General features: G+C 61.3%; 25 protein-coding genes. 11 read left to right on the plus strand and 14 right to left on the minus strand.

What is annotated here, in order from left to right:
• Nucleotides 1–12: 12 nt before the first annotated feature.
• Both ACOYXI_RS04830 and ACOYXI_RS04835 read right to left on the minus strand, forming a co-directional pair.
• On the minus strand, nt 13–3,111 hold the full coding sequence (locus ACOYXI_RS04830) for a multidrug efflux RND transporter permease subunit (protein ID WP_461674441.1): 3,099 nt from the start codon (nt 3,109–3,111) through the stop codon (nt 13–15).
• A gap of 15 nt (nt 3,112–3,126) precedes the next feature.
• A complete protein-coding gene (locus ACOYXI_RS04835) occupies nt 3,127–4,284 on the minus strand; it encodes an efflux RND transporter periplasmic adaptor subunit (protein WP_134786329.1) in 1,158 nt (385 codons plus the stop codon).
• 275 nt (nt 4,285–4,559) lie between these two features.
• Between ACOYXI_RS04835 and ACOYXI_RS04840 the strand changes: the two genes are divergently transcribed.
• Together ACOYXI_RS04840 and ACOYXI_RS04845 are read left to right on the plus strand one after the other, a co-directional pair.
• A complete protein-coding gene (locus tag ACOYXI_RS04840) occupies nt 4,560–5,261 on the plus strand; it encodes a response regulator (protein ID WP_003224662.1) in 702 nt (233 codons plus the stop codon).
• Nucleotides 5,262–5,265: 4 nt separating this feature from the next.
• Nucleotides 5,266–6,567 carry an ATP-binding protein gene (locus ACOYXI_RS04845; protein ID WP_027611982.1) on the plus strand — a complete coding sequence of 434 codons (1,302 nt, stop codon included), beginning with the start codon at nt 5,266–5,268 and terminating at the stop codon, nt 6,565–6,567.
• 31 nt (nt 6,568–6,598) lie between these two features.
• On the opposite strand, the gene pncA is transcribed toward ACOYXI_RS04845, so the two are convergent.
• The 4 genes from pncA to ACOYXI_RS04865 form a co-directional block, all read right to left on the minus strand.
• On the minus strand, nt 6,599–7,225 hold the full coding sequence (gene pncA / locus ACOYXI_RS04850) for a bifunctional nicotinamidase/pyrazinamidase (RefSeq protein WP_098963969.1): 627 nt from the start codon (nt 7,223–7,225) through the stop codon (nt 6,599–6,601).
• A gap of 49 nt (nt 7,226–7,274) precedes the next feature.
• On the minus strand, nt 7,275–8,033 hold the full coding sequence (locus ACOYXI_RS04855; RefSeq protein WP_461674442.1) for an anti-sigma factor family protein: 759 nt from the start codon (nt 8,031–8,033) through the stop codon (nt 7,275–7,277).
• On the minus strand, nt 8,030–8,488 hold the full coding sequence (locus ACOYXI_RS04860) for a sigma-70 family RNA polymerase sigma factor (protein WP_245223462.1): 459 nt from the start codon (nt 8,486–8,488) through the stop codon (nt 8,030–8,032). Before ACOYXI_RS04860 ends, ACOYXI_RS04855 begins: the two co-directional genes overlap by 4 nt.
• A gap of 90 nt (nt 8,489–8,578) precedes the next feature.
• A complete protein-coding gene (locus tag ACOYXI_RS04865) occupies nt 8,579–9,112 on the minus strand; it encodes a tetratricopeptide repeat protein (RefSeq protein WP_210557070.1) in 534 nt (177 codons plus the stop codon).
• 175 nt (nt 9,113–9,287) lie between these two features.
• Between ACOYXI_RS04865 and ACOYXI_RS04870 the strand changes: the two genes are divergently transcribed.
• The 3 genes from ACOYXI_RS04870 (at nt 9,288) to nudC (ending at nt 11,930) form a co-directional block, all read left to right on the plus strand.
• Nucleotides 9,288–10,061, plus strand: a complete 774-nt coding sequence (locus ACOYXI_RS04870) for a class I SAM-dependent methyltransferase (RefSeq protein WP_461674443.1) — start codon at nt 9,288–9,290, stop codon at nt 10,059–10,061.
• 219 nt (nt 10,062–10,280) lie between these two features.
• Nucleotides 10,281–11,093: a crotonase/enoyl-CoA hydratase family protein gene (locus tag ACOYXI_RS04875; RefSeq protein WP_027611976.1), complete on the plus strand. Its 813-nt coding sequence runs from the start codon at nt 10,281–10,283 to the stop codon at nt 11,091–11,093.
• A 6-nt stretch (nt 11,094–11,099) separates the two neighbouring features.
• Nucleotides 11,100–11,930, plus strand: coding sequence for an NAD(+) diphosphatase (gene nudC / locus ACOYXI_RS04880; RefSeq protein ID WP_461674444.1), 831 nt, complete (start codon nt 11,100–11,102; stop codon nt 11,928–11,930).
• Here nudC and ACOYXI_RS04885 read toward each other — a convergent pair.
• A complete protein-coding gene (locus tag ACOYXI_RS04885) occupies nt 11,898–12,677 on the minus strand; it encodes a TSUP family transporter (RefSeq protein WP_027611974.1) in 780 nt (259 codons plus the stop codon). The two genes, nudC and ACOYXI_RS04885, sit on opposite strands and share 33 nt — an antisense overlap.
• A gap of 331 nt (nt 12,678–13,008) precedes the next feature.
• Between ACOYXI_RS04885 and sfnG the strand changes: the two genes are divergently transcribed.
• Nucleotides 13,009–14,091: a dimethylsulfone monooxygenase SfnG gene (gene sfnG / locus ACOYXI_RS04890; protein ID WP_135295762.1), complete on the plus strand. Its 1,083-nt coding sequence runs from the start codon at nt 13,009–13,011 to the stop codon at nt 14,089–14,091.
• Nucleotides 14,092–14,213: 122 nt separating this feature from the next.
• On the opposite strand, the gene ACOYXI_RS04895 is transcribed toward sfnG, so the two are convergent.
• Together ACOYXI_RS04895 and ACOYXI_RS04900 are read right to left on the minus strand one after the other, a co-directional pair.
• Nucleotides 14,214–14,693, minus strand: a complete 480-nt coding sequence (locus ACOYXI_RS04895) for a nuclear transport factor 2 family protein (protein ID WP_461674445.1) — start codon at nt 14,691–14,693, stop codon at nt 14,214–14,216.
• 56 nt (nt 14,694–14,749) lie between these two features.
• Entirely contained in the window at nt 14,750–15,313 is a 564-nt protein-coding gene (locus ACOYXI_RS04900) for a TetR/AcrR family transcriptional regulator (protein WP_461674446.1), read from the minus strand.
• 215 nt (nt 15,314–15,528) lie between these two features.
• Between ACOYXI_RS04900 and pssA the strand changes: the two genes are divergently transcribed.
• Complete coding sequence (pssA, locus tag ACOYXI_RS04905; protein ID WP_115989828.1) at nt 15,529–16,872, plus strand: CDP-diacylglycerol--serine O-phosphatidyltransferase; 1,344 nt, start codon at nt 15,529–15,531, stop codon at nt 16,870–16,872.
• Between the two features lie 123 nt (nt 16,873–16,995).
• On the opposite strand, the gene efeO (ACOYXI_RS04910) is transcribed toward pssA, so the two are convergent.
• Genes efeO (ACOYXI_RS04910) through efeU form a run of 4 tightly spaced genes read right to left on the minus strand, consistent with a single transcriptional unit; the run spans nt 16,996 to nt 21,224 of the window.
• Nucleotides 16,996–17,820: an iron uptake system protein EfeO gene (gene efeO / locus ACOYXI_RS04910; RefSeq protein WP_461674447.1), complete on the minus strand. Its 825-nt coding sequence runs from the start codon at nt 17,818–17,820 to the stop codon at nt 16,996–16,998.
• Nucleotides 17,821–17,845: 25 nt separating this feature from the next.
• Entirely contained in the window at nt 17,846–19,144 is a 1,299-nt protein-coding gene (gene efeB, locus ACOYXI_RS04915; protein ID WP_461674448.1) for an iron uptake transporter deferrochelatase/peroxidase subunit, read from the minus strand.
• A 17-nt stretch (nt 19,145–19,161) separates the two neighbouring features.
• Complete coding sequence (gene efeO, locus ACOYXI_RS04920) at nt 19,162–20,361, minus strand: iron uptake system protein EfeO (protein WP_461674449.1); 1,200 nt, start codon at nt 20,359–20,361, stop codon at nt 19,162–19,164.
• Between the two features lie 8 nt (nt 20,362–20,369).
• Complete coding sequence (gene efeU / locus ACOYXI_RS04925) at nt 20,370–21,224, minus strand: iron uptake transporter permease EfeU (protein WP_027611967.1); 855 nt, start codon at nt 21,222–21,224, stop codon at nt 20,370–20,372.
• A gap of 294 nt (nt 21,225–21,518) precedes the next feature.
• Between efeU and ACOYXI_RS04930 the strand changes: the two genes are divergently transcribed.
• Nucleotides 21,519–22,535 carry an AraC family transcriptional regulator gene (locus ACOYXI_RS04930; protein ID WP_210557082.1) on the plus strand — a complete coding sequence of 339 codons (1,017 nt, stop codon included), beginning with the start codon at nt 21,519–21,521 and terminating at the stop codon, nt 22,533–22,535.
• 9 nt (nt 22,536–22,544) lie between these two features.
• Here the strand turns inward: ACOYXI_RS04930 and ACOYXI_RS04935 are convergent, their stop codons facing one another.
• A complete protein-coding gene (locus tag ACOYXI_RS04935) occupies nt 22,545–22,877 on the minus strand; it encodes a hypothetical protein (RefSeq protein WP_461674450.1) in 333 nt (110 codons plus the stop codon).
• An 81-nt stretch (nt 22,878–22,958) separates the two neighbouring features.
• On the opposite strand from ACOYXI_RS04935, the gene ACOYXI_RS04940 reads away from it, so the two are divergent.
• The 3 genes from ACOYXI_RS04940 to ACOYXI_RS04950 are packed head-to-tail and all read left to right on the plus strand — an operon-like array spanning nt 22,959 to nt 26,606.
• Nucleotides 22,959–24,623 carry an AMP-binding protein gene (locus tag ACOYXI_RS04940; RefSeq protein WP_461674451.1) on the plus strand — a complete coding sequence of 555 codons (1,665 nt, stop codon included), beginning with the start codon at nt 22,959–22,961 and terminating at the stop codon, nt 24,621–24,623.
• Between the two features lie 15 nt (nt 24,624–24,638).
• A complete protein-coding gene (locus ACOYXI_RS04945) occupies nt 24,639–25,400 on the plus strand; it encodes an SDR family NAD(P)-dependent oxidoreductase (protein ID WP_095669207.1) in 762 nt (253 codons plus the stop codon).
• A gap of 12 nt (nt 25,401–25,412) precedes the next feature.
• Nucleotides 25,413–26,606 carry an acetyl-CoA C-acyltransferase gene (locus ACOYXI_RS04950; RefSeq protein ID WP_134786340.1) on the plus strand — a complete coding sequence of 398 codons (1,194 nt, stop codon included), beginning with the start codon at nt 25,413–25,415 and terminating at the stop codon, nt 26,604–26,606.
• The last annotated feature ends 34 nt before the right edge of the window (nt 26,607–26,640 follow it).

Below are 26,640 nucleotides of genomic sequence, written 5' to 3' on the forward strand. Positions count from 1 at the left end.
CTCCCACAGGGATCAGTGGTGTTTGGTGAAGCGTTGTACGAGCTTCATCACTACTACAAAGAACAATGGCACGAAGATCACCGCCAGCGTCGCCGTGATCATCCCGCCGATCACTCCGGTGCCGATAGCTTGCTGGCTCGCCGAACTGGCGCCAGTGGCGATGGCCAACGGCACCACGCCGAGGATGAACGCCAGCGAAGTCATGACGATCGGGCGCAGACGCAGGCGCGCGGCTTGCAACGTCGCGTCGATCAGGTCGTGACCTTCGTCGTACAGGCTCTTGGCGAACTCGATGATCAGGATCGCGTTCTTCGCCGAAAGACCGATGATGGTAATCAGCCCGACCTTGAAGAACACGTCGTTGGGCATGCCGCGCAAGGTCACCGCCAGCACTGCGCCGAGCACACCCAGCGGCACCACCAGCAGCACCGAAGTCGGAATCGACCAGCTCTCGTACAGCGCCGCCAGGCACAGGAACACGATCAGCAACGACAGACCGAGCAGGATCGGCGCCTGACTGCCGGACAAACGTTCCTGCAACGACAGCCCGGTCCATTCCTGACCCAGACCTTTCGGCCCCTGAGCGACCAAGCGTTCAATCTCCGCCATCGCTTCACCGGTACTGTGCCCCGGCGACGGTTCGCCGGAAATCGCAATCGCCGGATAACCGTTATAACGGGTCAGTTGCGCCGGGCCTTGCGTCCACTTGGCCTGAACGAACGCCGACAGCGGCACCATGTGCCCGGCGTTGTTGCGCACGTGCATTTTCAGCAGATCATCAACCTGACTGCGCTGATCGCCTTCGGCCTGGACCACCACCCGCTGCATGCGTCCCTGATTGGGGAAATCATTGATGTAGGAGGAACCCACGGCGGTGGACAACACGCTGCCGATGTCAGCAAACGACACGCCCAGCGCATTGGCCTGCTTGCGGTCTACCTCCAGTTGCACCTGCGGCGCTTCGGCCAGCGCGCTTTCGCGCACGTTCATCAGTACCGGGCTTTTCTCGGCGGCGGCGAGCAATTCGGTGCGCGCCTGCATCAATGTCGCGTGACCGAGACCGCCGCGATCCTGCAGACGGAATTCGAAGCCGCTGGAAGTACCGAGACCGTCAACCGGTGGCGGCAACACAGCGAACGCGATGGCATCCTTGATCTGGCTCAGGGCGATGTTGGCGCGATCGGCAATCGAGGTGGCGGAATCATCATGGCCGCGTTCAGACCAGTTCTTGAGAGTGGTAAACGCCAGCGCCGCATTCTGCCCGCTGCCGGAGAAGCTGAAGCCGAGAATCACCGTGCTGTCGCCAACCCCCAGTTCACTGGCGTTGTGCGCCTCGATCTGCTCGACCACCTGCACCGTACGGTTTTTGCTCGCACCCGGCGGCAACTGAATGTCGGTGATGGTGTAACCCTGATCCTCAACCGGCAGGAACGAGGAGGGCAGACGCGCAAAGCACAACCCCATGCCGATCAGCAGCACGCCGTAGATCAGCAGATAACGCCCGCTGCGCTTCAGCGCGTAGCCGACCCAGCCTTGATAGCGATCGGTCAGTTGCTCGAAGCGGCGGTTGAACCAGCCGAAGAATCCGCTCTTCTCATGATGCTCGCCCTTGGCAATCGGCTTGAGCAGCGTGGCGCACAGTGCCGGCGTCAGCGTCAGGGCAAGGAACGCCGAGAACAGGATCGATGTCGCCATCGACAGCGAGAACTGCCGGTAAATCACGCCCACCGAACCCTGCATGAACGCCATCGGGATGAACACCGCCACCAGCACCAGGGTAATGCCGATGATCGCCCCGGTAATCTGCTTCATCGCCTTGCGCGTCGCTTCTTTCGGCGACAGGCCTTCAGTGGCCATGATCCGCTCGACGTTTTCCACCACGACAATAGCATCGTCCACCAGAATGCCGATCGCCAGGACCATGCCGAACATAGTCAGCACGTTGATCGAGAAACCCAGCGCGAGCATGGTGGCGAAGGTGCCCATCAGGGCCACCGGCACCACCAGCGTCGGGATCAGCGTGTAGCGGATGTTCTGCAGGAACAGAAACATCACCGCAAACACCAGCAGCATCGCTTCGCCGAGGGTGTAGACAACCTTGGTGATCGAGACTTTGACGAACGGCGAGGTGTCGTACGGAATCTTGTATTCGACGCCGGCCGGGAAGTAGCGCGACAGTTCGTCCATCTTCGCCCGGATCAATGTGGCGGTCGCCAGCGCATTGGCCCCAGGCGCCAACTGCACGCCGACGGCGGTGGACGGCTTGCCGTTCAGGCGCGTGCCGAACTGGTATTCCTGACTGCCGACTTCGACCCGTGCCACATCGCCGATGCGTACGGTGGAGCCGTCCGGATTGGCCTTGAGCACGATGTCGGCGAACTCTTCCGGCGTCGACAACTGCCCCTTGACCAGAATGGTCGCGGTGATTTCCTGCGAGGATGGGTTGGGCAAGTCGCCAATACTGCCCGCCGACACCTGGGCGTTTTGCGCGACGATGGCGGCGTTGACGTCAGCCGGGGTCAGGTTGAAACCGATCAGCTTCTGCGGATCGATCCAGATCCGCATCGCCCGTTCGGCGCCATACAGCTGCGCCTTGCCGACGCCGTCGATGCGTTTGATCTCGTTCATCACGTTGCGCGCCAGATAATCACTGAGCGCTACGTCATCAAGCTTGCCGTCGCTGGAGGTCAGGGTGATCAGCAACAGGAAGCCGGCAGAGACTTTCTCCACCTGCAGGCCTTGCTGATTGACTGCCTGCGGCAGGCGCGACTCGACCACTTTGAGGCGGTTCTGCACATCGACCTGCGCCAGTTCCGGGTTAGTGCCCGGCTGGAACGTCGCTTTGATCGTCGCGCTGCCGAGGCTGCTCTGCGATTCGAAGTACAGCAGGTGATCGGCGCCGTTGAGTTCTTCTTCGATCAGGCTGACCACGCTTTCATCGACGGTCTGCGCCGAGGCGCCAGGGTACACCGCGTAGATTTCGATCTGTGGCGGCGCGACATCGGGGTACTGCGCCACCGGCAATTGCGGAATGGCCAGCGCACCGGCCAACAGGATGAACAGGGCGACAACCCAGGCGAACACCGGGCGATCGATAAAGAACTGCGGCATATGAAAGCGTCCTGCTTACTGACCAGAGGTCTGGGCAAGTGGAAGAGGGGTGTCGTCGATCTGCACTTTTTCGCCTGGACGGGCGTGTTGCAGGCCTTCGATGACAATGCGGTCGCCGGGCTTGAGGCCGCCGGTGACGATCCAGCGGTCGTTCTGCACCGCGCCCAGTTGCACCGGCTGCTGGGCGACGCGCATCTGCTCGTCGACGGTCAGCACCTGGGCGATACCCGCGCTGTCACGCTGCACCGCACGTTGCGGCACGGTGATGCCGTTCTGTACGGTGGCTTGTTGCAGACGTACACGTATGAAGCTGCCCGGCAGCAGGTCGAGATCGGGATTGGGGAACTCGCTGCGCAGAATGATCTGGCCGGTGCCCGGATCGACGCTGATGTCGCTGAACAGCAATTTGCCCGGCAACGGATAGAGGCTGCCGTCATCCTGAATCAGCGTGGCCTTGACCTGATCCTGACCGACTGCCTGCAACTGCCCGGAACGGAGCGCGCGACGCAGTTCGTTGAGTTCACGGGTCGACTGAGTAAGGTCGGCGTAGATCGGGTTGAGCTGCTGAATCAGCGCCAGCGGCGTGGTTTCGTTCTGCCCGACCAGCGCACCTTCAGTGACCAATGCACGGCCGACCCGCCCGGAAATCGGCGCGGTGACGGTGGCGTAGCCGAGGTTCAGCTTCGCGCGTTCCACTGCAGCTTTATTGGCCGCCACATCGGCGGCGGTTTGCCGGGCATTGGCGCGGGCGTTGTCGTAATCCTGAGCGCTGATGGCCTTGTCGTCGATCAACTGCGCGTAGCGTTGTTCCTGCAGCCTGGCCTGGAAGGCATTGGCCTCGGCCTTGCGCAACGCGGCTTCGGCGCTATCGAGATCAGCCTTGAACGGTGCCGGGTCGATGCGAAACAGCACGTCACCCTTTTTCACGTCGCTGCCTTCACGGAAGGTCCGTTGCAACACCACCCCGGCCACTCGGGCACGCACTTCAGCGATGCGCGGGGCGGCGATACGCCCGCTCAGTTCGCTGCTGATCGACAGGGGGCGGGCCTCGATGGTCTCGATGCGCACGGTAGCTGGCGGCGCTTCTTCTTCGGCCTTCGAGGACGAATCACAGGCGCTCAGCAACAGCGCAGCGGCGATCAGGCCGAGCCCGGCCAGAAGATTTTTTGACATGTACCACCCCCAATATTGAAGCCCGCATCCTAAGGCCAGACGCCGAGGGTAGCGGTGAAGCTTTGTAGGCGCTGTGTGAAATTGTGTAAGGGTTTTACTCAGGGACGGGCGAGGGCGTATATCCTTTACGCCTTGAAATTTATTGCGACAGATAAACCGCCATCGCGAGCAGGCTCACTCCTACATTGGAACTGTGTCAGACACGAACCTTGTAGGAGTGAGCCTGCTCGCGATGAGGCCCAAACAGTCGCCACAGCACTTTCCTGGAACACCCCATGCCCAACATCCTCCTGGTCGAAGACGACACCGCCCTCGCCGAACTGATTTCCAGCTACCTGGAGCGCAACGGCTATTCCGTCAGCGTGATCGGCCGTGGTGACCACGTGCGCGAGCGGGCACGGATCAATCCGCCGGATCTGGTGATCCTCGACCTGATGCTGCCCGGTCTCGACGGCCTGCAGGTCTGCCGCTTGCTGCGGGCCGATTCGGCGACGCTGCCGATCCTGATGCTGACCGCCCGCGACGACAGTCACGATCAGGTGCTGGGCCTGGAAATGGGCGCCGACGATTACGTCACCAAACCCTGCGAGCCACGGGTTCTGCTGGCCCGGGTGCGTACTTTGCTGCGGCGCAGCAGCCTCGGTGAACCGATGACGGTCAATGACCGCATTGTCATGGGCAATCTCTGCATCGACCTGTCCGAGCGCACCGTGACCTGGCGCGAGCAACCGGTGGAACTGTCCAGCGGCGAATACAATTTGCTGGTGGTGCTGGCCCGGCATGCCGGGGAAGTGCTGAGCCGCGATCAAATCCTGCAACGCCTGCGCGGCATCGAGTTCAACGGCACCGACCGCTCGGTGGACGTGGCGATTTCCAAGCTGCGGCGCAAGTTCGACGACCATGCGGGCGAGGCGCGCAAGATCAAGACGGTATGGGGCAAGGGCTACCTGTTCAGCCGCTCCGAGTGGGAATGCTGAGCTGATGTTCAGAATCCTGTTTCGCCTGTATCTGGTGACGATCGTCTCCTACAGCGCGGCGATCTATCTGGTGCCGGATCTGGTGATCATGGCGTTCCGCGAGCGCTTCATCACCTACAACCTCGACTACTCGCGCGGCCTGCAATCGCTGATCACCCGGCAGTTTCACGCGGTGCCGCAGGATCAGTGGCCGGCACTGGCGCAATCGATGGACAAGGACTTCCAGCCGCTGCACATCGCACTGGCGCGCATCGACGACGCCGGGTTCACCGCCCCCGAGCAAGTGCGCTTGCGCGCCGGGGAAAACGTGGTGCGTATCGGCGATTGGGGATGGCGCACCTTGGCGGTCACGCCGCTGAACGATGACGTTGCCGTGCAGATGGTGGTGCCGCCGGATCCGCTGGACGTCAATCTGTTGTACTGGAGCATCAACGTGCTGATCGGCGCGAGCATGCTCGCCTGCCTGCTGCTGTGGATTCGTCCGCACTGGCGCGATCTTGAACGCCTCAAGGGCGCCGCCGAACGCTTCGGCAAGGGCCACCTGAACGAGCGCACGCAGATCCCCGCCAGCTCCAACATCGGCAGCCTGGCCAACGTGTTCGATACCATGGCCGGCGATATCGAAAATCTGCTCAATCAGCAGCGCGACCTGCTGAATGCGGTGTCCCACGAATTGCGCACGCCGCTGACCCGTCTGGACTTCGGTCTGGCCCTGGCGCTGTCCGATGATTTGCCGGCGACCAGTCGCGAGCGCCTGCAAGGACTGGTCGCACACATTCGGGAACTGGATGAGCTGGTGCTGGAACTGCTGTCCTACAGCCGCCTGCAGAACCCGGCGCAGTTGCCGGAACAGGTCGAGGTTTCGCTGGATGAGTTCATCGACAGCATTCTGGGCAGTGTCGATGAAGAACTGGACTCGCCGGACATCGTCATCGATGTGCTGCTGCACGGTCAGCTCGAACGTTTCACGCTGGATCCGCGCCTGACCGCCCGGGCGATCCAGAACCTGCTGCGCAATGCCATGCGCTATTGCGAAAAACGCATTCAGATTGGCGTGCAGGTCAGCCCCGATGGTTGCGAGATCTGGGTCGACGACGATGGCATTGGCATCCCGGATGATGAGCGTGAGCGGATTTTCGAACCGTTTTATCGACTTGATCGCAGTCGTGATCGGGCTACCGGCGGCTTTGGTCTGGGCCTGGCCATCAGCCGTCGGGCGCTGGAAGCGCAGGGCGGGACCTTGACAGTTGAAAGTTCGCCGCTGGGTGGGGCGCGGTTCAGGTTGTGGTTGCCTGACATGACTTGACCCGAAACCCGTGGGAGCGGGCTTGTGTTGCTCAGATCAGTTGGTTCGACTGAATCAAGCCAACCCCGGCCGTCTGCATCCGCTCCATCGCCGCTGCCAGTGACCCATCCCTGTCAATGGCACGACAGGCATCCAGCACCACGAACGCGTTGAACCCCGCCGCCCGTGCATCCAGCGCAGAAAACATTACGCAGAAATCCAGCGCCAGACCGACCATGTACACCGTGTCGATACCGCGCTCCTTCAGATAACCGGCCAGACCGGTGGTGGTGCGCCGGTCCGCCTCGAGAAACGCCGAATAGCTGTCGATGTCCGGATTACAGCCCTTGCGGATGATCAGTTGCGCGTGCGGCAGGTTCAGCTCGGGGTGAAACTCGGCGCCGGCAGTGCCTTGCACACAATGCTCCGGCCAGAGTACCTGCTCGCCGTAGGGCAACTGAATTACCTCGTAAGGCTGGTGTCCGGGGTGGCTTGAGGCAAAGGACGCGTGGCCGCTCGGGTGCCAGTCCTGGGCAATCACCACCTGTTTGAACAGGCCACCGAGGCGATTGATCAGCGGCACGATCTGATCGCCTTCGGGCACGGCCAACTGGCCGCCGGGGATGAAGTCGTTCTGCACGTCAATGACCAGCAGGGCGGTGCGGGGTGAAATCTGCATCGGGGCTTCCTCCTTGGATAATCACCCGCTCAGCATAGTGGAGCGGCACTCACGCGCCCAGCTTGTCGACCAGGTGTTTTGCCAGGTCTTCCAGCGCCGGCGCCGGGTTGTGCCCGATCAACATCCACGCATGCTCACCTTCGGTCCAGTACACCACGTTCATTTCGTGGCGCCGTTCGTGCGCCAAAGGCTGGCTGCCACTGTTGGAGCGAGTCACGCACAAGGCCAGCGGCCCGTGTTTCGCATCGAGATAGGTCAGTTGCGCAATCGGCACACCGTCGTACTCGAGCATTTGTGCACGTTTGAGTTCGGCGCCCGGTAACCTCACCAGTGCCGGCGACAGACTCAGCCCCAATCGTGCATCCACCGCACGCAGTTGCGCGCGCTGGCTGGCTTCGTCACTGGGCAGGTGATCGAGGGTTTGCGGCACATACAGTGCCATGTAGTCGCCCACCAGGGCGCGCCAGTTATGCGTTTGCTGCGTTTGCCAGGCGAGAAACAGGCGATCGGCCAACACGCCGCCCGCCAGCAGACTCGCGGCGGCCGCACCGATGAACCAGCGTCGGCTCAGGCCTGGCTGCTGAGGGGCGGGGATGGCATCGAGGCGCGCCTGCAAACGTTCCAGCGGTGCCTGTTGCGCCAGTTCGTCATAGGCTTCCTTGTACGGCAGGCTGCTGCGTTCGAACCATTGCACGCGCAGGCTGAGCAAGGGGTCGTCGGCAATCGCGCTGTCGAGCTGGGCGCGATACGCGGGGTCCAGCTCGTCGTCGAGGTAGGCCACCAGTTGTTCGTCGGAGGGCTTGTTCATGGGCGGTCACCTCCGGTGGTTTTCGGCACGGCTTGCAGGGGCGGGTATTCAGCCAGTTTCAGGCGCGCGGTGGCCAGACGGCTCATGACCGTGCCGATCGGCACTTGCAGGATCTCGGCGACTTCGCGGTAGGACAGGCCTTCGACATAAGCCAGATACACGGTTTCGCGCTGGGTTTCCGGCAACGCATCGACCCGGCGAATCACTTGCGCCGCCATCACATGAGTCTGCGCGGCGTATTCGCCATCGAAGGCCAGTTGCGCGTCGGCATCGACCTGACCGGCGCCCTGACGCACCCGACGCGCGCGCACTTCGTTGAGCCAGATTGAATGCAGGATGCTCAGCAACCAGCGATCCATGCGCGTGCCGGCCACATATTGGCCGGCACGCTCCAGCGCCCGTACACACGTGGCCTGCACCAGATCCTCGGCCACGTGCCGATTGCGCGACAGCAGCAGGCCGTAGCGCCACAGCCGCGCCAGATGCTGTCCGAGTTCCGCTCTGAATGCCTGATCGCTGACGATGATGGCGTTCCTTTATCTATGTCAGGTTTTCGATGAATCGTTGATGGCTTCAGCCAGGTCCTGGTATTCCTCGCAGGCGGTGCCGCAAATCGATTTGATCTGCTGCAATTGCTCCTGCGCCAGGTCGACGCGGCCTTTGATCACATAGGCTTCGCCGAGGTATTCACGCACTTGCGCGTACTGCGGATCGAGTTTCACCGATTGCAGGTAATAGCCGATGCCTTCATCGGTACGTCCCAGTTTTCGCGTGGCGTAACCGCGATAGTTGAGGGCTTTGGCGGTGTTCGGTTGTTGCAGGGTGTCGAGCAGAGCCAGGGCCTCTTCGTAGCGACCGTCCTTGGCCAATCGGTAGGCATAGTCGGTGCGATCGACATCCCGTACGGCGCCGCTGGTCTGCAGCACACATTTCTGTGATTTGCTGTCCCAGACCTGGCCTTTGGGGCAGTTGGGCTTCTGCACGGGCGCGCTTTCATCACCGTTGGCAAACGCCATCGATGCGGACAACACGGTGACCAGCAGCAACGGGGCGGCGAACATAACGGAACGGATAGTCATGGGCAAGGCTCCACAGAGGGTTATGTTTCACTTTGAACACCACAGCCCGGCATTTTATTCATTGCTTTGTCAGGCTCTGTTCAAGGTACGCGCAAATCGCGGCGTTATGCTCGGCTACGCCTGCCGTCCATCCAGCGCTTTGCCATGCCCCGGCGCTGACACACGAGGAACTGCCATGAAAGATCAGGTCCATCATTCCGCTGCTGCCGGCTACAAGACTGCCGCTGACACCTACATTAAGGGCCGCCCGGACTATCCGCCGCAGGTCAGTCAGTGGCTGACCCAGACGTTGGGTCTGGACAGTCACAAGACCGTCATCGATCTGGGTGCCGGCACCGGCAAGTTCACCGGCCGGCTGGCGGCCACCGACGCGCAGGTGATCGCCGTGGAACCGGTGGCGCAGATGCTGGAAAAACTTTCCGCTGCCTGGCCGCAGGTGTTGGCGGTGAGCGGTACCGCGACCGATCTGCCTCTGCCTGACGCGTCGGTGGATGCAGTGGTCTGCGCGCAGGCGTTCCATTGGTTCGCCACCCCGGAAGCCCTGACGGAAATCGCCCGCGTACTCAAGCCTGGCGGCAGACTCGGGCTGATCTGGAACCTGCGCGATACACAGGTCAGCTGGGTGCCGAAACTCGACGCTATCGTGAATGCGCTGGAGGGGGACACGCCGCGTTACTACACCGGCCAATGGCGTCAGGCGTTTCCGCATCCGGCGTTCGGGCCGTTGCAGTTGCAGCAGTTTCATCATGGGCACACCGGCTCGCCCGAGGACGTGATTTTCAATCGGGTGCGCTCCACCAGTTTCATTGCAGCATTGCCGCAGGCGCAGCGCGACAAGGTTGATGAGCAGATTCGCGTGTTGATTGCCTCGGAGCCGGCGTTGCGTGGGCGGCATGTGCTGACGGTGCCTTATGAGACGGCGGCTTATGTGGCGGTGAAGGTTAGTTAGATCGGCGGTGAGCCTATCGCGGGCAAGCCACGCTCCCACAGGTCTTGGGTGGATCACAAAGTCTGTGATCAAACCTGACCCTGTGGGAGCGGGCTTGCTCGCGAAGAGGCCAGCCCTGTCACCCCATTTCTCGAAGCAGTCCCGCATTTGGCCGAACCGCCATCGTCATGCCTTGGTATAGTTCGGGCCTCATTTTCAGCCCGGTAAAGGATCACTGCCATGACTCAATACACCGCCTTCAGCGTCGAACTGGCCGACAACATCGCGCATGTGCAGATCAATCGCCCGGAAAAGATCAACTCGATGAACGCCGCGTTCTGGAGCGAGATCGTCGAGATTTTCCAGTGGATCGATGACACCGACGAAGTGCGGGTGGTGGTACTGAGTGGCAACGGCAAACACTTTTCCTCGGGTATCGACCTGATGATGCTCGCCGGCGTCGCCAATGAACTGGGCAAGGACGTCGGCCGTAACGCGCGCCTGCTGCGGCGCAAGATTCTCACCCTGCAAGCCTCGTTCAATGCTGTCGACAACTGCCGCAAACCGGTACTGGCGGCGATTCAGGGCTACTGCCTCGGCGGTGCGATTGACCTGATTGCTGCGTGCGATATGCGCTACGCCGCCGAAGACGCGCAGTTCTCGATCAAGGAAATCGATATCGGTATGGCTGCCGATGTTGGCACTTTGCAACGGTTGCCACGGATCATCGGGGACGGCATGCTGCGTGAACTGGCTTACACCGGGCGCACTTTCGGCGCAGATGAAGCGCGCAGCATCGGTCTGGTCAATCGTGTTTACGCTGACAAGGAGCTGCTGCTCGAAGGCGTGATGGACATTGCTCGCGAGATCGCCAGCAAATCGCCAATCGCGGTCACCGGCACCAAGGAAATGATCAGCTACATGCGCGACCATCGCATCGATGACGGCCTCGAATACGTTGCCACCTGGAACGCCGCCATGTTGCAATCCACCGACTTGCGCGTGGCCATGGCCGCCCATATGAGTAAACAGAAACCCGAATTTCTGGATTGAGAAACCATGACAGCTCGCTGGACCACTGCAGTACTGGACACCGATCAACCCGGCGGCTGGGCCGTGGCGCGCAGCCCCGAAGGCTTTCTGTTCGATGACAACGGCGCGCTGTTCCCCCGGGAATGGCTCAAGCGTCAGGACTTGTCGATCCTCGCCGAACACGGCATCGGCCATCTCGATGGCGAGCCGGTGTATCTGCTGGAGCTGCGCAGTTCCAGCGACGTGCCGGGCTGCAACTGGAAAGGTCTGCGGGCGTTCATGCTCGATGGCGATCACACTGTCTACAAGGTGCTTGGTTATGCCGCGCAGATCGGCACCTGGGCGCGTGAACATCGCTTCTGCGGCAACTGTGGGCAGGCGATGACGCAGGTGCCGCGCGAGCGAGCGATGTATTGCCAGCCGTGCGACCTGCGCAGTTACCCGCGGATTTCGCCGAGCATGATCGTGCTGGTGACCCGTGGCGACGAGATCCTGCTGGCGCGCTCACCGCGTTTCGTCACCGGGGTCTACAGCACGCTGGCCGGGTTCGCCGAGCCGGGCGAGTCGGCGGAGGATTGCCTGATTCGCGAAGTACGCGAGGAAGTCAGCATCGAAGTGAAGAACATCCAGTACCTAGGCAGCCAGTGCTGGCCGTTCCCGCATTCGATGATGCTCGGCTTCCATGCCGAATACGCCGGGGGCGAGATCATCTGCCAGGAAGACGAGATTGAAGACGCCCAATGGTTCAACGTGCACGATCTGCCGCCGTTGCCGGCGTCAAAATCGATTGCCCGTTATCTGATCGACGTCTACGTGGCCCGCCGCTTAGGCCACGCTGAACCAGTGTTGCCAGGCTAGGCGCACGGTCAAACCCAATACCACGGTGATGAACACCGGACGAATGAACTTGGCGCCGCCGCTGATCGCGGTGCGCGCCCCGAAGAACGCGCCGACCATCACCGACAGGCCCATGCTCAGGCCGATGATCCAGTCCACTTGCCCGGAAAACACGAACACCGACAGCGCCGCGATGTTGCTGACGAAGTTCATGCTGCGCGCCACACCGCTGGCCTTGACCAGGTCGATCGGGTAGAGCAGCAGGCTGCTGACCGTCCAGAACGCACCCGTGCCAGGGCCGGCCACGCCGTCGTAGAAACCGAGGCTGAAGCCTTGGGTCGATTGCCATTTCTTCTTGATCGGCGCGTCGCTGTCCAGCGGCGCTTTGGGCGTGCCGCCGAACAACAGATACAGGCCACAGGCGAAGACGATCACCGGCAGCATCTTGTTCAGCCATTCCGCCGGCAGATAGTGCGCGACGATGGCACCGGTGAGCGCACCGACCAGGGTGCCGACGATCGCGTGCATCCACTGCCGGGGGTGGAACAGTTTGCGTCGGTAGAAGGTGAAACTGGCGGTGGCCGAGCCGAACGTCGAACTCAGTTTGTTGGTGCCCAGCACCAGGTGCGGCGGCAGGCCGGCAGTGAGCAGCGCCGGGGTGGTCAACAGACCGCCGCCGCCAGCAATGGCGTCGATGAAACCGGCAATGAAAGCGACAAGGGCCAGAACGGCCAGGGTGGTGAGGTCAACGCTGAGTTCGAAAGGCATGGAATCGGCTTATTCGGCAGGGCGCAGAGGGGCTGCGGGAGGTCGGTCATGTTACCTGTATCCGGCTTTTGCGGCGACCCGTCGGACGCCTTCGCGAGCAAGCCCGCTCCCACATTCTGGAATGCATTCAACCTGTGGGAGCGGGCTTGCTCGCGAAGAGGTCGGCTCAGGCACCGCCTATTCAACTGTTGCCCACCCAACACCTCGACAACAAATCACCCTCCAACAATGCAACTCCATCAGCCTCAAGCCCAATAAAACCGGCCCTCTGGACGCTGGCACGCTTGCTGCTCTGTCCCATTGACCTTCCCAATGTCCCGAGGACACGCCAATGAGCAAGCAAGCCGTGAAATTCGCCTACTGGGTGCCGAACGTCAGTGGCGGCCTGGTGGTCAGCAAAATCGAGCAGCGCACCGACTGGGGCATCGACTACAACCGCAAACTCGCGCAACTCGCCGAAGCGGCCGGGTTCGAGTACGCCTTGACGCAGATCCGCTTTACCGCCGGTTACGGTGCCGAGTTCCAGCATGAGTCGGTGGCGTTCAGTCATGCGCTGCTGGCGGCTACCACCAGGCTCAAGGTGATCGCGGCGATTCTGCCGGGGCCATGGCAGCCGGCGCTGGCAGCCAAGCAACTGGCGACCATCGATCAACTCACCAACGGCCGGATTGCGGTGAACATCGTCAGCGGTTGGTTCAAGGGCGAATTCCAGGCCATCGGCGAACATTGGCTGGAACACGACGAGCGCTATCGGCGTTCCGAGGAATTCATCCGCTCGCTGCGCGGGATCTGGAGCCAGGATAACTTCAGCTTTCGCGGCGACTTCTACCGCTTCGACAATTACAGCCTCAAACCGAAACCGCTGGGCCGCCCGGAGATCTTTCAGGGCGGTAGTTCCCGTGCGGCTAGGGACATGGCGGCGCGGGTCTCGGACTGGTATTTCACCAACGGCAACAGCGTCGAAGGGATCAAGGCGCAGGTCGATGACATCCGGGCCAAAGCGGCAGCCAACAATCACTCGGTGAAGATCGGCGTCAACGCCTTCGTGATTGCTCGCGACACTGAAGAAGAAGCGCGTGCGGTACTGGCGCAGATCATCGACCAGGCTGACCCGGACGCGGTCAACGCTTTCGGTGACGCCGCGAAGCAGGCGGGCAGGGCGTCGCCGGAGGGTGAGGGTAACTGGGCGAAATCGACGTTCGAGGATCTGGTGCAATACAACGATGGCTTCAAGACCAACCTGATCGGCACGCCACAGCAGATTGCCGAGCGGATTGTGGCGCTGAAAGCGGTGGGGGTGGATCTGGTGTTGGCGGGGTTTCTGCACTTTCAGGAGGAGGTGGAGTATTTCGGCAAACGTGTGTTGCCGTTAGTGCGGGAACTGGAGGCTGAAAAGACTGCCGCAGTAGCCTGAAACACCACAAAAACCTGTAGGAGTGAGCCTGCTCGCGATTGCGTATGAACAGTCAATATTCAGGCTGACTGACACACCGCTATCGCGAGCAGGCTCACTCCTACAATTGGAACTATGTGGACTTAGAGGCCTAGATCGGAGAGCCCCGGATGATCATCCGGACGCCGACCCAGCGGCCAGTGGAACTTGCGCTCGCTTTCCTTGATCGGCATGTCGTTGATGCAGGCATAGCGCTGGAACATCAGCCCGTGCTTATCGAACTCCCAGTTTTCATTGCCGTAGGAACGAAACCAGTTGCCCGAATCGTCGTGCCATTCATAGGCATAGCGCACGGCAATCCGCGTGTCCGAATACGCCCAAAGTTCCTTGATCAAGCGGTAATCAAGTTCCTTGGCCCATTTACGGGTCAGGAAGGCCTTGGCTTCTTCGCGGTTGTTGGCGAACTCGGCGCGGTTGCGCCATTTGGTATCCAGGGTGTAGGCCAGCGACACCTTCTCGGGATCGCGGGAGTTCCAGCCATCTTCGGCCAGACGTACTTTTTCGATAGCCGATTCACGGTTGAACGGCGGTAAAGGCGGACGCACTTGGGCAGCAGTCGACATTTTCAGTCTCCCGATCTAATTAACGATTAAACAACGGTTGAGGCTTATTTAAGGCGTTACAGGTCCAATAACTTACGCGCCATGCATTGCGCATTATCAGCGGCACTGTGATCACCCATCACCAGCGCTACGGTAATGGCGCCGTCAATCAGGATCAGCAACTGTCTGGCCAGACGTTGCGGATCTTCGACGCCATGTTCGGCACACAGCTCGCACAGGTAGTCGAGCAGCTTCTGTTTGTGGTCTTTGGCGACCTGGCGCACCGGGTCTTCGGGGTCACCGGTCTCGCCACTGGTATTGATGAAGGCACAGCCACGGAAACCTTCCGAAGCGAACCAGCTTTTGAGCACGGTAAACAGGTTGAGCAGGCGGTCGGTCGGGGTTTCGGCCTGATCGACAGCACTTCTGTACCAATGCATCCAGCGCACGTCGCGGCGTTGCAGGGCGGCTACGGTCAGCTCCTCCTTGTTGGCGAAGTAGCGGTAGATGCTTTTTCTGGAGACGCCGGCGGTTTTCACCAGAAGATCCATGCCGGTGGCGGCGATGCCACTTTTGTAGATCAACTTTTCGGTGACATCCAGAATGATGTCGCGGGTCGAGGTGTCAGTGATTTCGTTCATGTGGCGAACAGTAGAACGATCGTTCTCCTTGGTCAAGCAGTTATTTTTGTGTCTGCGATACCGCTTTCGCGAGCAAGCCCGCTCCCACATTTGAAATGCGATCCACTGTGGGAGCGAGCTTGCTCGCGAAGGGGTCATTACAGACAGTAACAAGACCCGAACCGGTTGATGGTGTAAGCTCTCGGGTTCTTCGGATTCGACCCATTGCGAGCCCTATGCCGTTGCTTTTCAAACGCTCTTTGCTGCCCAAACTGCGCAGCTTTCCGCTGACTGCCGAGGCCGTGACCATTCTGTCCGGCGCCGCCGAGTTCCGTCGTTGCCTGCTGGAGAAAATCGCCGAGGCGACCCGGCGCATCTACATCGTTGCGCTGTATCTGCAGCACGACGAGGCCGGTCAGGAAATCCTCGATGCCTTGCACGCCGCCAAGCTCAAGCGCCCGGAGCTGGAGATCGTCGTGGTGGTTGACTGGCTGCGCGCCCAGCGCGGGTTGATCGGTGCCGGCAAACAGCCGGGCAACTCGGCGTGGTACCAGGAAATGACCCGCACCCATCAGAGTGAAGTGCCGGTCTACGGCGTGCCGGTGCAGACCCGCGAACTGTTCGGCGTCCTGCATCTGAAAGGCTTCGTGATCGACGATTGCGTGGTTTACAGCGGTGCAAGCCTGAACAACGTCTACCTGCACAAGTTCGACAAGTACCGTTTCGACCGCTACCACGTGCTGCACAGCCGCGAACTGGCGGATTCAATGCATCACCTGGTCAAGCACGGCCTGATCGAATCCAAGGCTGTGCATCGCCTCGACCTGCCCAACCTGCCGACCACCCGCAGCCTGCGCAACGACATCGGCGATCTGCGCAGTCGTCTCAAATATGCGGCGTACGACACCAGTGCCGGCAGCACCGCGCATACCGGCCTGTCGGTCAGTCCGTTGCTGGGCGTGGGCAAGAACAACCCGTTGAACCGGGTGATTGTCGAGCTGATCGCCAGTGCGCAACAGCAACTGACCATCTGCACGCCGTACTTCAACCTGCCGCTGCCGATCATCCGCGAGGTCAACCGTGCGCTGGCCCGTGGGGTGAAGATCGACATCGTGGTCGGCGACAAGACGGCCAACGATTTCTACATTCCGCCGAGCGAGCCGTTCAAGGTGATTGCGGCGCTGCCGTATCTGTACGAAATCAGCCTGCGGCGTTTTGCCAAGCGGCATCAGCGCAACATCGACAGCGGCCAGTTGAACCTGCATCTGTGGCGGGATGGCGACAACAGCTATCACCTCAAGGGCATGTGGGTCGACCAGCGCTATACGCTGCTGACCGGCAACAACCTCAATCCACGGGCGTTTCGTCTGGACCTGGAAAACGCTCTTTTGATCGATGATCCGCAAGGCGAGTGGCTTGAGCCACGGGCGAAGGAGCAGCAAGAGATCTTCCGCAACACCACGCGGATTGCCAGCTTCCAGAACCTGGAGACTCTGCCGGAGTACCCGGCGGGGGTGGCGAAGTTTCTCAAGCGCGTGAGTCGGGTGCGGATCGAGCGGTTGCTCTACCGGATTTTGTAAACCTTCAGATTATTCGGTTCGGTTAAAACCGCTATCGCGAGCAGGCTCACTCCTACAGGGGAATGCATTCCAACTGTAGGAGTGAGCCTGCTCGCGATGGGGCACTTAAGGCCTCTACATCAATCAGTTCAGACCGAGCTTGCCACGCAATGTGGACAGGTCTTCCGCCAAGGTATTGACCGGGCCAACCAGCGCCTTGCGGTCGTTATCCTTCACCTTGTCATAAGTCTCGAAACCACCGTCCTTGGTCTTGTACTTGGCAAGGATCTTGTCCACGGTTGCGAAGTTCTTGTCGACTTTGGCAACAAACGCCTTGTCCTGTTTTTCGATCTGCGGACGGAACAGGTCGACGATTTTCTTCGCGCCGTCGATGTTGCCCTGGAAGTCATACAGGTCAGTGTGGCTGTAGCGGTCTTCTTCACCGGAGATCTTGGTCGCGGCGACTTCTTCCAGCAGCGCGGCCGCACCACCGACGACTTTTTCGGGCGGGAAGGTCAGGCCAGCGACGCGGGTTTGCAGGTCTTTCACATCGCTGTCGAGCTTGTCCGCCAGAGCGGTCAGGCCTTCAGTGGTTTTCTCCGAGAACAGCGAGTATTCGATACGGTGAAAACCGGTGAAGTCTTCAGCCTTCACGCCTTTTTCGTGGTCGTCGACGCGCGAGTCGATGGACGCATCAAGGTCACTGAACAGCTCGGCAATCGGCTCGATCGACTCGTAGTAGACGCGGGTCGGCGCGTAGAGCTTTTGCGCGGTGGCCAGATCACCTTTCTTCACCGCATCGGTGAATTGTTTAGTGTGGCTGCCCAGTTCATCCAGTTGCACGGTGACGTAGATCTTGTAGTCCGACACCGGGCCGACCAGATCCAGTGGCGCCGTCGCGGCGAACGCCGACAGCGGGGTGTTGAGCAAACCGAGGGTCAGCAGTAACGCGAGTGGCGACTTTTTCATGGAGCGGCTCCGAGGTTTTTTATGGTTAGGCAGCTGTTTTGGGTTGGGTGGCATTGAGCAGCGAACGACCGATGAAATCCTTGTCGCCGGTGACACCCGGAAGGGTGAAGAAATAACCGCCGCCGACCGGTTTGAGGTATTCCTCAAGCGGCTCGCCGTTGAGCCGGGTCTGCACGGTGATGAAGCCTTTTTCCAGATCGGCCTGGTAGCAGATGAACAGCAAGCCCATGTCGAGCTGGCCGTTCTTGTTCACGCCGTTGGAGTAGTTGAACGGCCGGCGCAGGATCAGGTTGGCCTGGCTCGCGGCGGTGCGCGGGTTGGCCAGGCGAATGTGCGCGTCGAGCTTGGTCAGTTTGCCTTCCGGGTCTTTGCTGTAATCCGGGATTTCGGTTTCGTGATTCGCGCCCATCGGTGCGCCCGTGGTCTTGACCCGGCCGATGATGCTTTCCTGTTCCTGCAACGGTGTACGGTCCCAACGCTCGACGAAGTTGCGGATGATCCGTACAGCTTGATAGCTGCCGTGGGCCGCCCACGCCGGCTCATCGCTGCCCGGTTGCACCCACACAATCTTGTCCATCGCTCTGGTGTCGTTGGAATCGGGGTTGGCCGAGCCGTCGCGGAAACCGAGAAAGTTACGCGCCGATTGCGCCGGCACACCCGGTTTGGCCGGAGCTTGCGGCGGCACGCTGCCTTCCTGCTTCCAGCGCACCAGCAGCAGGTCCGGCAGGTTCTTGACGATGTCGCGCAGGGCGTGAATGTTGGTGTCGGCGGTGTTCGAGCAAAACTGCAGGCTCAGATCGCCGTGGCAGCAATCGGCCTCCAGCGCATCGTTGGGAAAGCCGACCATGCGTTGCAGGCGCTTCGGTTTGGCGTCGGCCAGGCCGAAGCGCTCGTCGAACAGCGACTCGCCCACCGAGACGGTGATGGTCAGGTTGTCCGGAGTCACCACCGGGCCGAGAATGCCGGAATCCGGCGGCGGCAGTTTCGGGTCGATCTGCGCCACCGGGCCGCCCTTCATCAGGAACGCGATGCGCTCGTTGAGGGTACGGAACAGCCGCTCAAGGTCTTCGCGATCGCTAGCCAGTACGTCGAACGACACGAACATGCCGGCCGCCGGCCGCGGGGTGACGATCCCGGTCTGGTGCACCCCATGGAAATCGTGGCGGTCTTCGGTCTTGTCGCTGCTCGGCGCTTCGGTGACTTGCGCCGGCGCTGCAGCCATGGCCGGGCAGCTCAGGGCCGAACCGGCCAGGGCGACGCCGGCGACACCCATGCCCATCAGCAGGCGGCGACGTTGCAGATCGAGGTTTTGCAATTCTTTCATCGGTATTCGTCTTCTGCTTACAGGCCGGAAAGGCCGAGGGCGGGATCGATGCCATCCAGAGCGTCAGCCAGAGCCTGAGCCTTGTCGGCGATCTGTTTGCGTTGTTCGCCACTGACCGTGTCGTAAGTGGCGTAGCCGTCCTTGACCTTGAAGTTGTTCAGTACGCTGTCGAAATCACTCAGCGCCGCGTCGATTATCGGCAGCAGATCCGGCGCCGACCTGGTCAGCATCGGCCGCAGCAGCTCGACCACTTTGTGTGCGGTTTCCAGGTTGCTGGCGAAGCCATTGAGGTCGCCGTGGCTGTAGCGTTCCTCTTCACCGCTGGCAGCACGCACGTCGGCCAGGGTGTTGAGATTGCGCACCACGATGCTTACCAGTTGCTCCGGCGGCAGCGATTGCGCCAGCAGTTGCTGTTTGAGGGTGGTGACGTCGGCCAGCAGGCGCTCGGCGACCGTGTTCAAGCCGTCGAGGCTGCGTTGCTGAAACAGCGCGTATTCGATCCGGTGGAAACCGACGAACGCCGGATCCTGTTCGCGTTTTTCGAAGTAATCGGCGCGGGCATTGATGCTGTTGTCCAGTTCGGCCAGACGTTGCGCGGCCGGGGCCAGACGCTGGTAAGCGCCACGGGCCGGCAGGTACAGCGCCTGTGCCTGGGCCAGGTCGCCGCTGGTAATCGCCTGATTCAGTGCGGTCACGGCTTTGATCAGCGCGCTGCCCTGAGTGGCCAGATACACGCGGAATTCCGACAGTGGCCCGACGAACGCGACCATCGACGGTTTTGCCTTGGCGGCCTCATCGGAGGCGGCAGTCGGCGTTACGTGCAGCACGCCACGCGGATTGCTCAGCAGACCGCACGTAATCGCGTAGTCGCCGGGTTGCAGATTGGCGTTGATCACCTGGCTCAGGCCGGGGGCGATGTTCTCGCGCTCTTCGATCACCAGCACGCCGTCGAGGATTTCCCATTCCACCGCCCGGTCGGAGCGGTTGACGATGCGGAAACTGGCGCGACCGGCGGGAACCGTCAGCTCGTTCGGATCGCAGCTGTGCGCGTTGATGTTCACCACCACTTCATCATGGTTATGCTGCCGCTTGGCCGCGGCCATTTTCGAGGCGTAGTAGAACAGGCCACCGGCGGCGATCATCACGACCACCGAACCGGCCACCGCCCAGCGCAAGGCGCGGGGAGGCGAGGCCTGAGGAGTATTAGGCTTTGACATGGAGGCCCTTATTGGCTGGAAACGGAAGACGATTTGCCGGCGGCGTCAGCGCTGGAGGCCGGCGCGGCGGGGTAGAAAAACATCACCAGCGCCAGCACCAGATAGATCAGGTACGCACCGAGAGTGCTGACGGTCGGCGCATCCTGATACCCGAACATGCCGGCCAGCACCGAACCCAGCGGGCCGTCCATCGGCAGCGTCGCGCTGAAGTCGAACAGCACGGTTTGTAGGTGGTTCCACACGCCGGCTTCATGCAGAGCTTGCACCGAATTGGCGAGGATCCCGGCGGCGACCACCAGAATGAACAACCCGGTCCATTTGAAGAACGCCGACAGGTTCAGGCGCATGCTGCCGCTGTAGATCAGGAAACCGACGACAATCGCCAGCACCAGGCCGAGCAGGGCACCGATCGGCGCGCCCGGGCCTTCGCTCTGCTGGAACACGGCGAGCAGGAAGAACACAGTTTCCAGGCCTTCGCGAGCCACGGCGAAGAACACCATGGCGATCAGCGCGATTACCTGGTGCTTTGACGAAGTCAGAGCGTGATCGAGCGAGGCTTGCAGCGAATGCTTGATCGAGCGCGCAACCTTGCGCATCCAGAACACCATCGAACTGAGAATGCCCACCGCGACGAGTCCGACAATGCCTTCAAACAACTCCTGCTGTTTCTGCGGGAATTCGGCGCTGACCAGTTCCAGGCCACCGCCGACCAGCAGCGCCAGCGCAGCGGCGAGGAAGACGCCGATCCACACTGCCGGCATCCACTGGCCACGACCGGTCTGTTGCAGGTAGCTGGCGATGATGCCAACGATCAGCGCGGCTTCAATGCCTTCGCGCAGCATGATCAGAAAGGGAACGAGCATTGCGGCAACCACGAGTGATTTAGATAGGTGGCTAAGTTGTAACATAATGACACTCATTCCCAAATGGGGATGGTTGACATTTACCTGAACATTCGCTGAACGGCACCTATCTTGGCCTTGCTCAGATCCAATTGTGGGAGCGGGCTTGCTCGCGAAGGCGGCGCGTCAGTCGATAAGGATGTTGCTGACACATCGCCTTCGCGAGCAAGCGCGCTCCCACAGGGGATTCGTGCTGAATTCGCATCCTGCGTTAAGATGCCACTCACTCGAAAACAACAAGGTCTGCCTCGCTCCATGTCGGAAAAAGACACCATTGCCGTTCAACTGGTGCGTGAAGCGCTGCTGCAAAGTTGTGCCCCGGGCGCGGCCACGGATGAAGTCTTGAACAAGGTCGGGATTGCTCCGGCGCTGCTGCATAGCGAGCAAGGCCGGGTGCCGGCCTCGCAATACGCGAAACTCTGGCGCTTGCTGGCCCGGCGTGGCGATGACGAGTTCTTCGGCATGGATCCACGCAAGCTCAAGTCCGGCAGCCTTGAGTTCCTTTGTCGAAGCGCCATGGCGCAACCGACCCTGGCCGTCGGCCTGAGCATGGGCCTGAATTTCCTCTCCTTGATGCTGGAAAAAATGCCCGCGCAATTGGCGCATCAGCAGAGCTTGGCGGAAATCGTCCTGCTCGAAGACGATCCCGAGCCGCGCCGGGCGTTTACCTATTTCACCTACTGGATGATCGTCCACGGCGTGGCCTGTTGGCTGGCGGGGCGGCGGATTCCGATTCTGGCGATCGAACTGCGCTGCGCCGAGCCGGATTTCTGCGACGACTACCGGGTAATGTTCTCGGAAAACCTGCGCTTCGACCGTCCGCGCACGCGGATGATCTTTGCTGCTGACTGCCTCGACCTGCCGATCAAACGTACGGCCGAAGAACTGAAACGCTTTCTGGCCCATGCGCCGGCGAACATTCTGGTGAAATACCGCGACCCCGAAAGCCTCGCCAGCCGAATCAAGCAGGATCTGCGGCAGCTACCCGCCGAACAGTGGCCGGAGACTGAGGCGCTGGCGCAACAACTGTGCATGTCCGCCTCGACCCTGCGCCGGCGACTGTCCGAGGAGGGGCAGACCTATCAGGGGCTCAAGGACAGCGTGCGCAAGGAACTGGCAATTACCTGGCTGGCCGAACCGTCGATCAGCTTCGTCGAAATCGCGACGCGGCTGGGGTTTGCCGATGCGAGTTCGTTCTACAAGGCTTTTCGCAAGTGGTCCGGGTCGAATCCGGGGCATTACCGCACGTTGATCCTCAACGAAGCCGTCTGATCCGGATTGTCAGTCGCCTGATCGGGCCTCTTCGGGAGCAAGCCCCCTCCCACATTTGAAATGCATTTTTCCTGTTATTTGCAGCCTGCCTGGATTGCCCAGGTGGCCATCATTTGAAATGCATTGTTCCTGTGATTTGCAGCCTGCCTGGCTTACCCAGGTGGCCTTCCATTTGAAATGCATTCCTTCTGTGATTGCAGCCTCCCTTGCTTTTGTGGCTGATCCCTCATTGTGAAATGCAATTCCCTGTGGGAGGGGGCTTGCTCCCGAAAGCGTCAGTCCAGCCTGTAGATCTCTCGAACCTTGGCCAAACCAGTCAGCCACTTTGATGGCTTTGACCATTGCCGCCTCCGCGCCGCAGCGCGACTATCCCTGTGTTGTTTACGGTTCCCAGCCTAATAAAAACACCGAGGGATTCTGGCAATGCGCGATTACTTGTCTGCCACCGAACAGTTCAACTATCAGCACACCGTGGACGCTGCGCTCAGCGGCACGCTGGAGGCGCTCAACGCCTGCGTCGAATGTTGCGACCGCCACGCCTTGCCGGGGCGCATTGCGTTGTTCTGGGAAGGCCGCGACGGCGCGAGTGCCACGTACACCTTCAGCGAGCTGCAAGACAAAGCCGCACGTTTCGCCAATTTCCTTCGCGAACAAGGCGTGCAGAAGGGCGACAAGGTCGCCGGCCTGCTGCCACGCAACATCGAATTGCTCATCACCGTATTCGCCACCTGGCGCATCGGCGCGGTGTATCAGCCGCTGTTCACCGCGTTCGGCCCTAAGGCCATCGAGCATCGCCTGAACAGTTCCGGCGCCAAAGTGGTGGTCACCGACGCGGTCAACCGGCCGAAGCTCGCTGAAGTCAGCGATTGCCCGACCATCGTCACCGTCGGCGGCGCCAAGGGCCAGGGCATCGTCCGTGGCGATTTCAGTTTCTGGGCCGAGCTGGCCAACTATTCCAGCGTTTGCGAGCCGGTGCTGCTGAGCGGCGAAGATCCGTTCCTGCTGATGTTCACCTCGGGCACCACCGGCCCGTCGAAAGCACTGTCGGTGCCGCTCAAGGCGATCGTCGCGTTCCAGAGCTACACCCGCGACGCGGTGGATCTGCGTCCCGAAGATTCGTTCTGGAACGTCGCCGATCCGGGCTGGGCCTACGGCATCTATTTCGGCGTCACCGGCCCTATGTCGATGGGGCACCCGATCACCTTTTACGATGGCCCGTTCACCCTCGAAAGCACCTGCCGGGTGATCAACAAATACGCCATCACCAACCTCACCGGTTCGCCGACCGCGTACCGCTTGTTGATTGCCGGCGGCAACGAGTTCGCCAAGTCGATCAAGGGCAAGCTGCGCATCGTCAGCAGCGCTGGCGAGCCGCTGAACCCGGAAGTGATCCGCTGGTTCGCCGACAACCTCGGCGTAGTCATTCACGACCATTACGGCCAGACCGAACTGGGCATGGTCCTGTGCAACCACCACGGTCTGCAGCACCCGATCCACCTCGGCGCCGCCGGTTTCGCCTCGCCGGGCCATCGCATCGTGGTGCTCGACGAGCACTACAACGAACTCGGCGTCGGCCAGCCGGGCATCCTCGCCATCGACCGCACCCAGTCGCCGATGTGCTGGTTCGGCGGCTACGAGGGCGTGCCGACCAAAGCCTTCGTCGGCGATTACTACCTCAGCGGCGACACGGTGGAATGGAACCCGGACGGCAGCATCAGCTTCGTCGGGCGCAGTGATGACGTGATCACCACTTCCGGCTACCGCGTCGGCCCGTTCGACGTCGAAAGCGCGCTGATCGAACACCCGGCGGTGGTCGAAGCCGCCGTGGTCGGCAAGCCGGATCCGGAGCGCACCGAACTGGTCAAGGCCTTCGTCGTACTCAACCCGCAATACCGCGCCGAACCGGCGCTGGCCGAAGAGCTGCGGCAACACGTGCGCAAACGTCTGGCCGCGCATTCGTACCCGCGTGAAATCGAATTTGTCAGCGAATTGCCGAAAACCCCAAGCGGCAAATTGCAGCGCTTTATCTTGCGCAACCAGGAAATCGCCAAGGCTCAAGAGGCTGCGGCGCACAACGTTTCAGCTTGAATCAGGAAGTCAGTCATGCAGATCGAGAACAAGGTTTTTATCGTCACCGGCGGCGCCTCCGGCCTGGGTGCGGCCAGCGCTGAGTTGCTGGTCAACGCCGGCGCCAAAGTGATGCTGGTGGACATGAACGCCGAAGCCGTTGCCGCTCAGGCCCAGCGCCTCGGCGCGCACAGCGTGGTGGCCGACATCAGCAATGAAGCCGCTGCCGAAGCCGCCGTGCAGGCCACGCTCAAAGCCTTTGGCAGCCTCAACGGTCTGGTCAACTGCGCCGGCATCGTCCGGGGCGAGAAGATCCTCGGCAAGAACGGCCCGCATGCGCTGTCGAGTTTTGCCCAGGTGATCAACGTCAATCTGATCGGCAGCTTCAACATGTTGCGTCTGGCCGCAGCGGCCATCGCCGAGAGCGAAGCCAATGCCGATGGCGAGCGCGGGGTAATCATCAACACCGCCTCGGTCGCCGCGTTCGACGGCCAGATCGGTCAGGCCGCGTATTCCGCCTCCAAAGGCGCGATCGCCAGCCTGACCCTGCCGGCCGCCCGTGAACTGGCGCGTTTCGGCATCCGCGTGATGACCATCGCCCCGGGCATTTTCGAAACCCCGATGATGGCCGGTATGACCCCGGAAGTGCGCGAGTCGCTGGCCGCTGGCGTGCCGTTCCCGCCGCGTCTTGGCAAACCTGCCGAGTACGCCGCGCTGGTTCGGCATATCATCGAAAACAGCATGCTCAATGGTGAGGTGATCCGTCTCGACGGCGCCTTGCGCATGGCCGCCAAGTAAGGAGGATTTGTCATGACTATTGCCAACGATCCGATTGTTATTGTCAGTGCCGTCCGTACCCCGATGGGTGGTTTTCAGGGCGAACTGAAAAGCCTCACCGCGCCGCAACTTGGCGCCGCCGCGATCAAGGCAGCGGTTGAACGCGCCGGGGTTGCCAGCGATGCGGTTGATGAAGTGTTGTTCGGTTGCGTATTGCCGGCCGGCCTCGGTCAGGCGCCGGCGCGGCAGGCGGCACTGGGTGCCGGGCTGGATAAATCGACACGCTGCACCACCGTCAACAAAATGTGCGGCTCGGGCATGGAAACCACCATTCTCGCCCACGACATGCTGCTGGCCGGCAGCGCCGATGTGGTGATCGCCGGCGGTATGGAAAGCATGTCCAACTCGCCATACTTGCTCGACCGTGCTCGCGCCGGTTACCGCATGGGCCATGGCCGGGTGCTCGACTCGATGTTCCTCGACGGCCTCGAAGACGCCTACGACAAGGGCCGTCTGATGGGCACCTTTGCCGAAGACTGCGCCGAAACCAACGACTTCAGCCGCGAAGCCCAGGATGCGTTTGCCATCGCTTCGACCACCCGTGCCCAACAGGCGATCAACGACGGCAGCTTCAAAGCCGAGATCGTGCCGCTGACCGTGACCGTCGGCAAAGAACAGGTGCTGATCAGCAACGACGAGCAGCCGCCGAAAGCCAAACTGGACAAGGTTGCCTCGCTGAAACCGGCATTCCGCGACGGCGGCACGGTAACCGCGGCCAACTCCAGCTCGATCTCCGATGGCGCGGCGGCGCTGGTGCTGATGCGCCAGTCGCAAGCGCAGAAACTCGGACTGAAACCGCTGGCGGTGATTCACGGTCATGCGGCGTTTGCCGACACGCCGGGCCTGTTCCCGGTGGCACCGATTGGCGCGATCAAGAAACTGGTGAAGAAAACCGGTTGGGCGTTGAACGAGGTCGATCTGTTCGAAATCAACGAAGCGTTCGCCGTGGTGGCGATGGCGGCGATGACCCACCTGGAAATCCCCCACGACAAGCTCAACGTGCACGGCGGCGCCTGCGCGCTGGGCCATCCGATCGGTGCCTCGGGCGCGCGGATTCTGGTGACCTTGCTCTCGGCCCTGCGCCAGAAAAACCTGAAACGCGGGATCGCGGCGATCTGCATCGGCGGCGGCGAAGCCACGGCAATGGCCGTGGAATGCATCTACTGAGGCCAACGCCCTTTCTCCCTGTGGGAGGGGGCTT

The organism is Pseudomonas sp. G3-19 (assembly GCF_054855875.1).

Bases quoted from the DNA above. Each gene is read 5' to 3' on its own strand.
- ACOYXI_RS04840 (WP_003224662.1), top strand. From the start codon at position 4,560: ATGCCCAACATCCTCCTGGTCGAAGACGACACCGCCCTCGCCGAACTG.
- efeO (WP_461674449.1), bottom strand. From the start codon at position 20,361: ATGTCAAAGCCTAATACTCCTCAGGCCTCGCCTCCCCGCGCCTTGCGC.
- efeO (WP_461674447.1), bottom strand. From the start codon at position 17,820: ATGAAAAAGTCGCCACTCGCGTTACTGCTGACCCTCGGTTTGCTCAAC.
- ACOYXI_RS04895 (WP_461674445.1), bottom strand. From the start codon at position 14,693: ATGTCGACTGCTGCCCAAGTGCGTCCGCCTTTACCGCCGTTCAACCGT.
- efeB (WP_461674448.1), bottom strand. From the start codon at position 19,144: ATGAAAGAATTGCAAAACCTCGATCTGCAACGTCGCCGCCTGCTGATG.
- pncA (WP_098963969.1), bottom strand. From the start codon at position 7,225: ATGCAGATTTCACCCCGCACCGCCCTGCTGGTCATTGACGTGCAGAAC.
- nudC (WP_461674444.1), top strand. From the start codon at position 11,100: ATGACAGCTCGCTGGACCACTGCAGTACTGGACACCGATCAACCCGGC.
- ACOYXI_RS04830 (WP_461674441.1), bottom strand. From the start codon at position 3,111: ATGCCGCAGTTCTTTATCGATCGCCCGGTGTTCGCCTGGGTTGTCGCC.
- ACOYXI_RS04935 (WP_461674450.1), bottom strand. From the start codon at position 22,877: ATGGTCAAAGCCATCAAAGTGGCTGACTGGTTTGGCCAAGGTTCGAGA.
- ACOYXI_RS04875 (WP_027611976.1), top strand. From the start codon at position 10,281: ATGACTCAATACACCGCCTTCAGCGTCGAACTGGCCGACAACATCGCG.
- ACOYXI_RS04930 (WP_210557082.1), top strand. From the start codon at position 21,519: ATGTCGGAAAAAGACACCATTGCCGTTCAACTGGTGCGTGAAGCGCTG.
- ACOYXI_RS04950 (WP_134786340.1), top strand. From the start codon at position 25,413: ATGACTATTGCCAACGATCCGATTGTTATTGTCAGTGCCGTCCGTACC.
- ACOYXI_RS04865 (WP_210557070.1), bottom strand. From the start codon at position 9,112: ATGACTATCCGTTCCGTTATGTTCGCCGCCCCGTTGCTGCTGGTCACC.
- sfnG (WP_135295762.1), top strand. From the start codon at position 13,009: ATGAGCAAGCAAGCCGTGAAATTCGCCTACTGGGTGCCGAACGTCAGT.
- ACOYXI_RS04845 (WP_027611982.1), top strand. From the start codon at position 5,266: ATGTTCAGAATCCTGTTTCGCCTGTATCTGGTGACGATCGTCTCCTAC.
- ACOYXI_RS04855 (WP_461674442.1), bottom strand. From the start codon at position 8,033: ATGAACAAGCCCTCCGACGAACAACTGGTGGCCTACCTCGACGACGAG.
- ACOYXI_RS04885 (WP_027611974.1), bottom strand. From the start codon at position 12,677: ATGCCTTTCGAACTCAGCGTTGACCTCACCACCCTGGCCGTTCTGGCC.
- ACOYXI_RS04940 (WP_461674451.1), top strand. From the start codon at position 22,959: ATGCGCGATTACTTGTCTGCCACCGAACAGTTCAACTATCAGCACACC.
- ACOYXI_RS04835 (WP_134786329.1), bottom strand. From the start codon at position 4,284: ATGTCAAAAAATCTTCTGGCCGGGCTCGGCCTGATCGCCGCTGCGCTG.
- efeU (WP_027611967.1), bottom strand. From the start codon at position 21,224: ATGCTCGTTCCCTTTCTGATCATGCTGCGCGAAGGCATTGAAGCCGCG.
- ACOYXI_RS04900 (WP_461674446.1), bottom strand. From the start codon at position 15,313: ATGAACGAAATCACTGACACCTCGACCCGCGACATCATTCTGGATGTC.
- ACOYXI_RS04870 (WP_461674443.1), top strand. From the start codon at position 9,288: ATGAAAGATCAGGTCCATCATTCCGCTGCTGCCGGCTACAAGACTGCC.
- pssA (WP_115989828.1), top strand. From the start codon at position 15,529: ATGCCGTTGCTTTTCAAACGCTCTTTGCTGCCCAAACTGCGCAGCTTT.
- ACOYXI_RS04945 (WP_095669207.1), top strand. From the start codon at position 24,639: ATGCAGATCGAGAACAAGGTTTTTATCGTCACCGGCGGCGCCTCCGGC.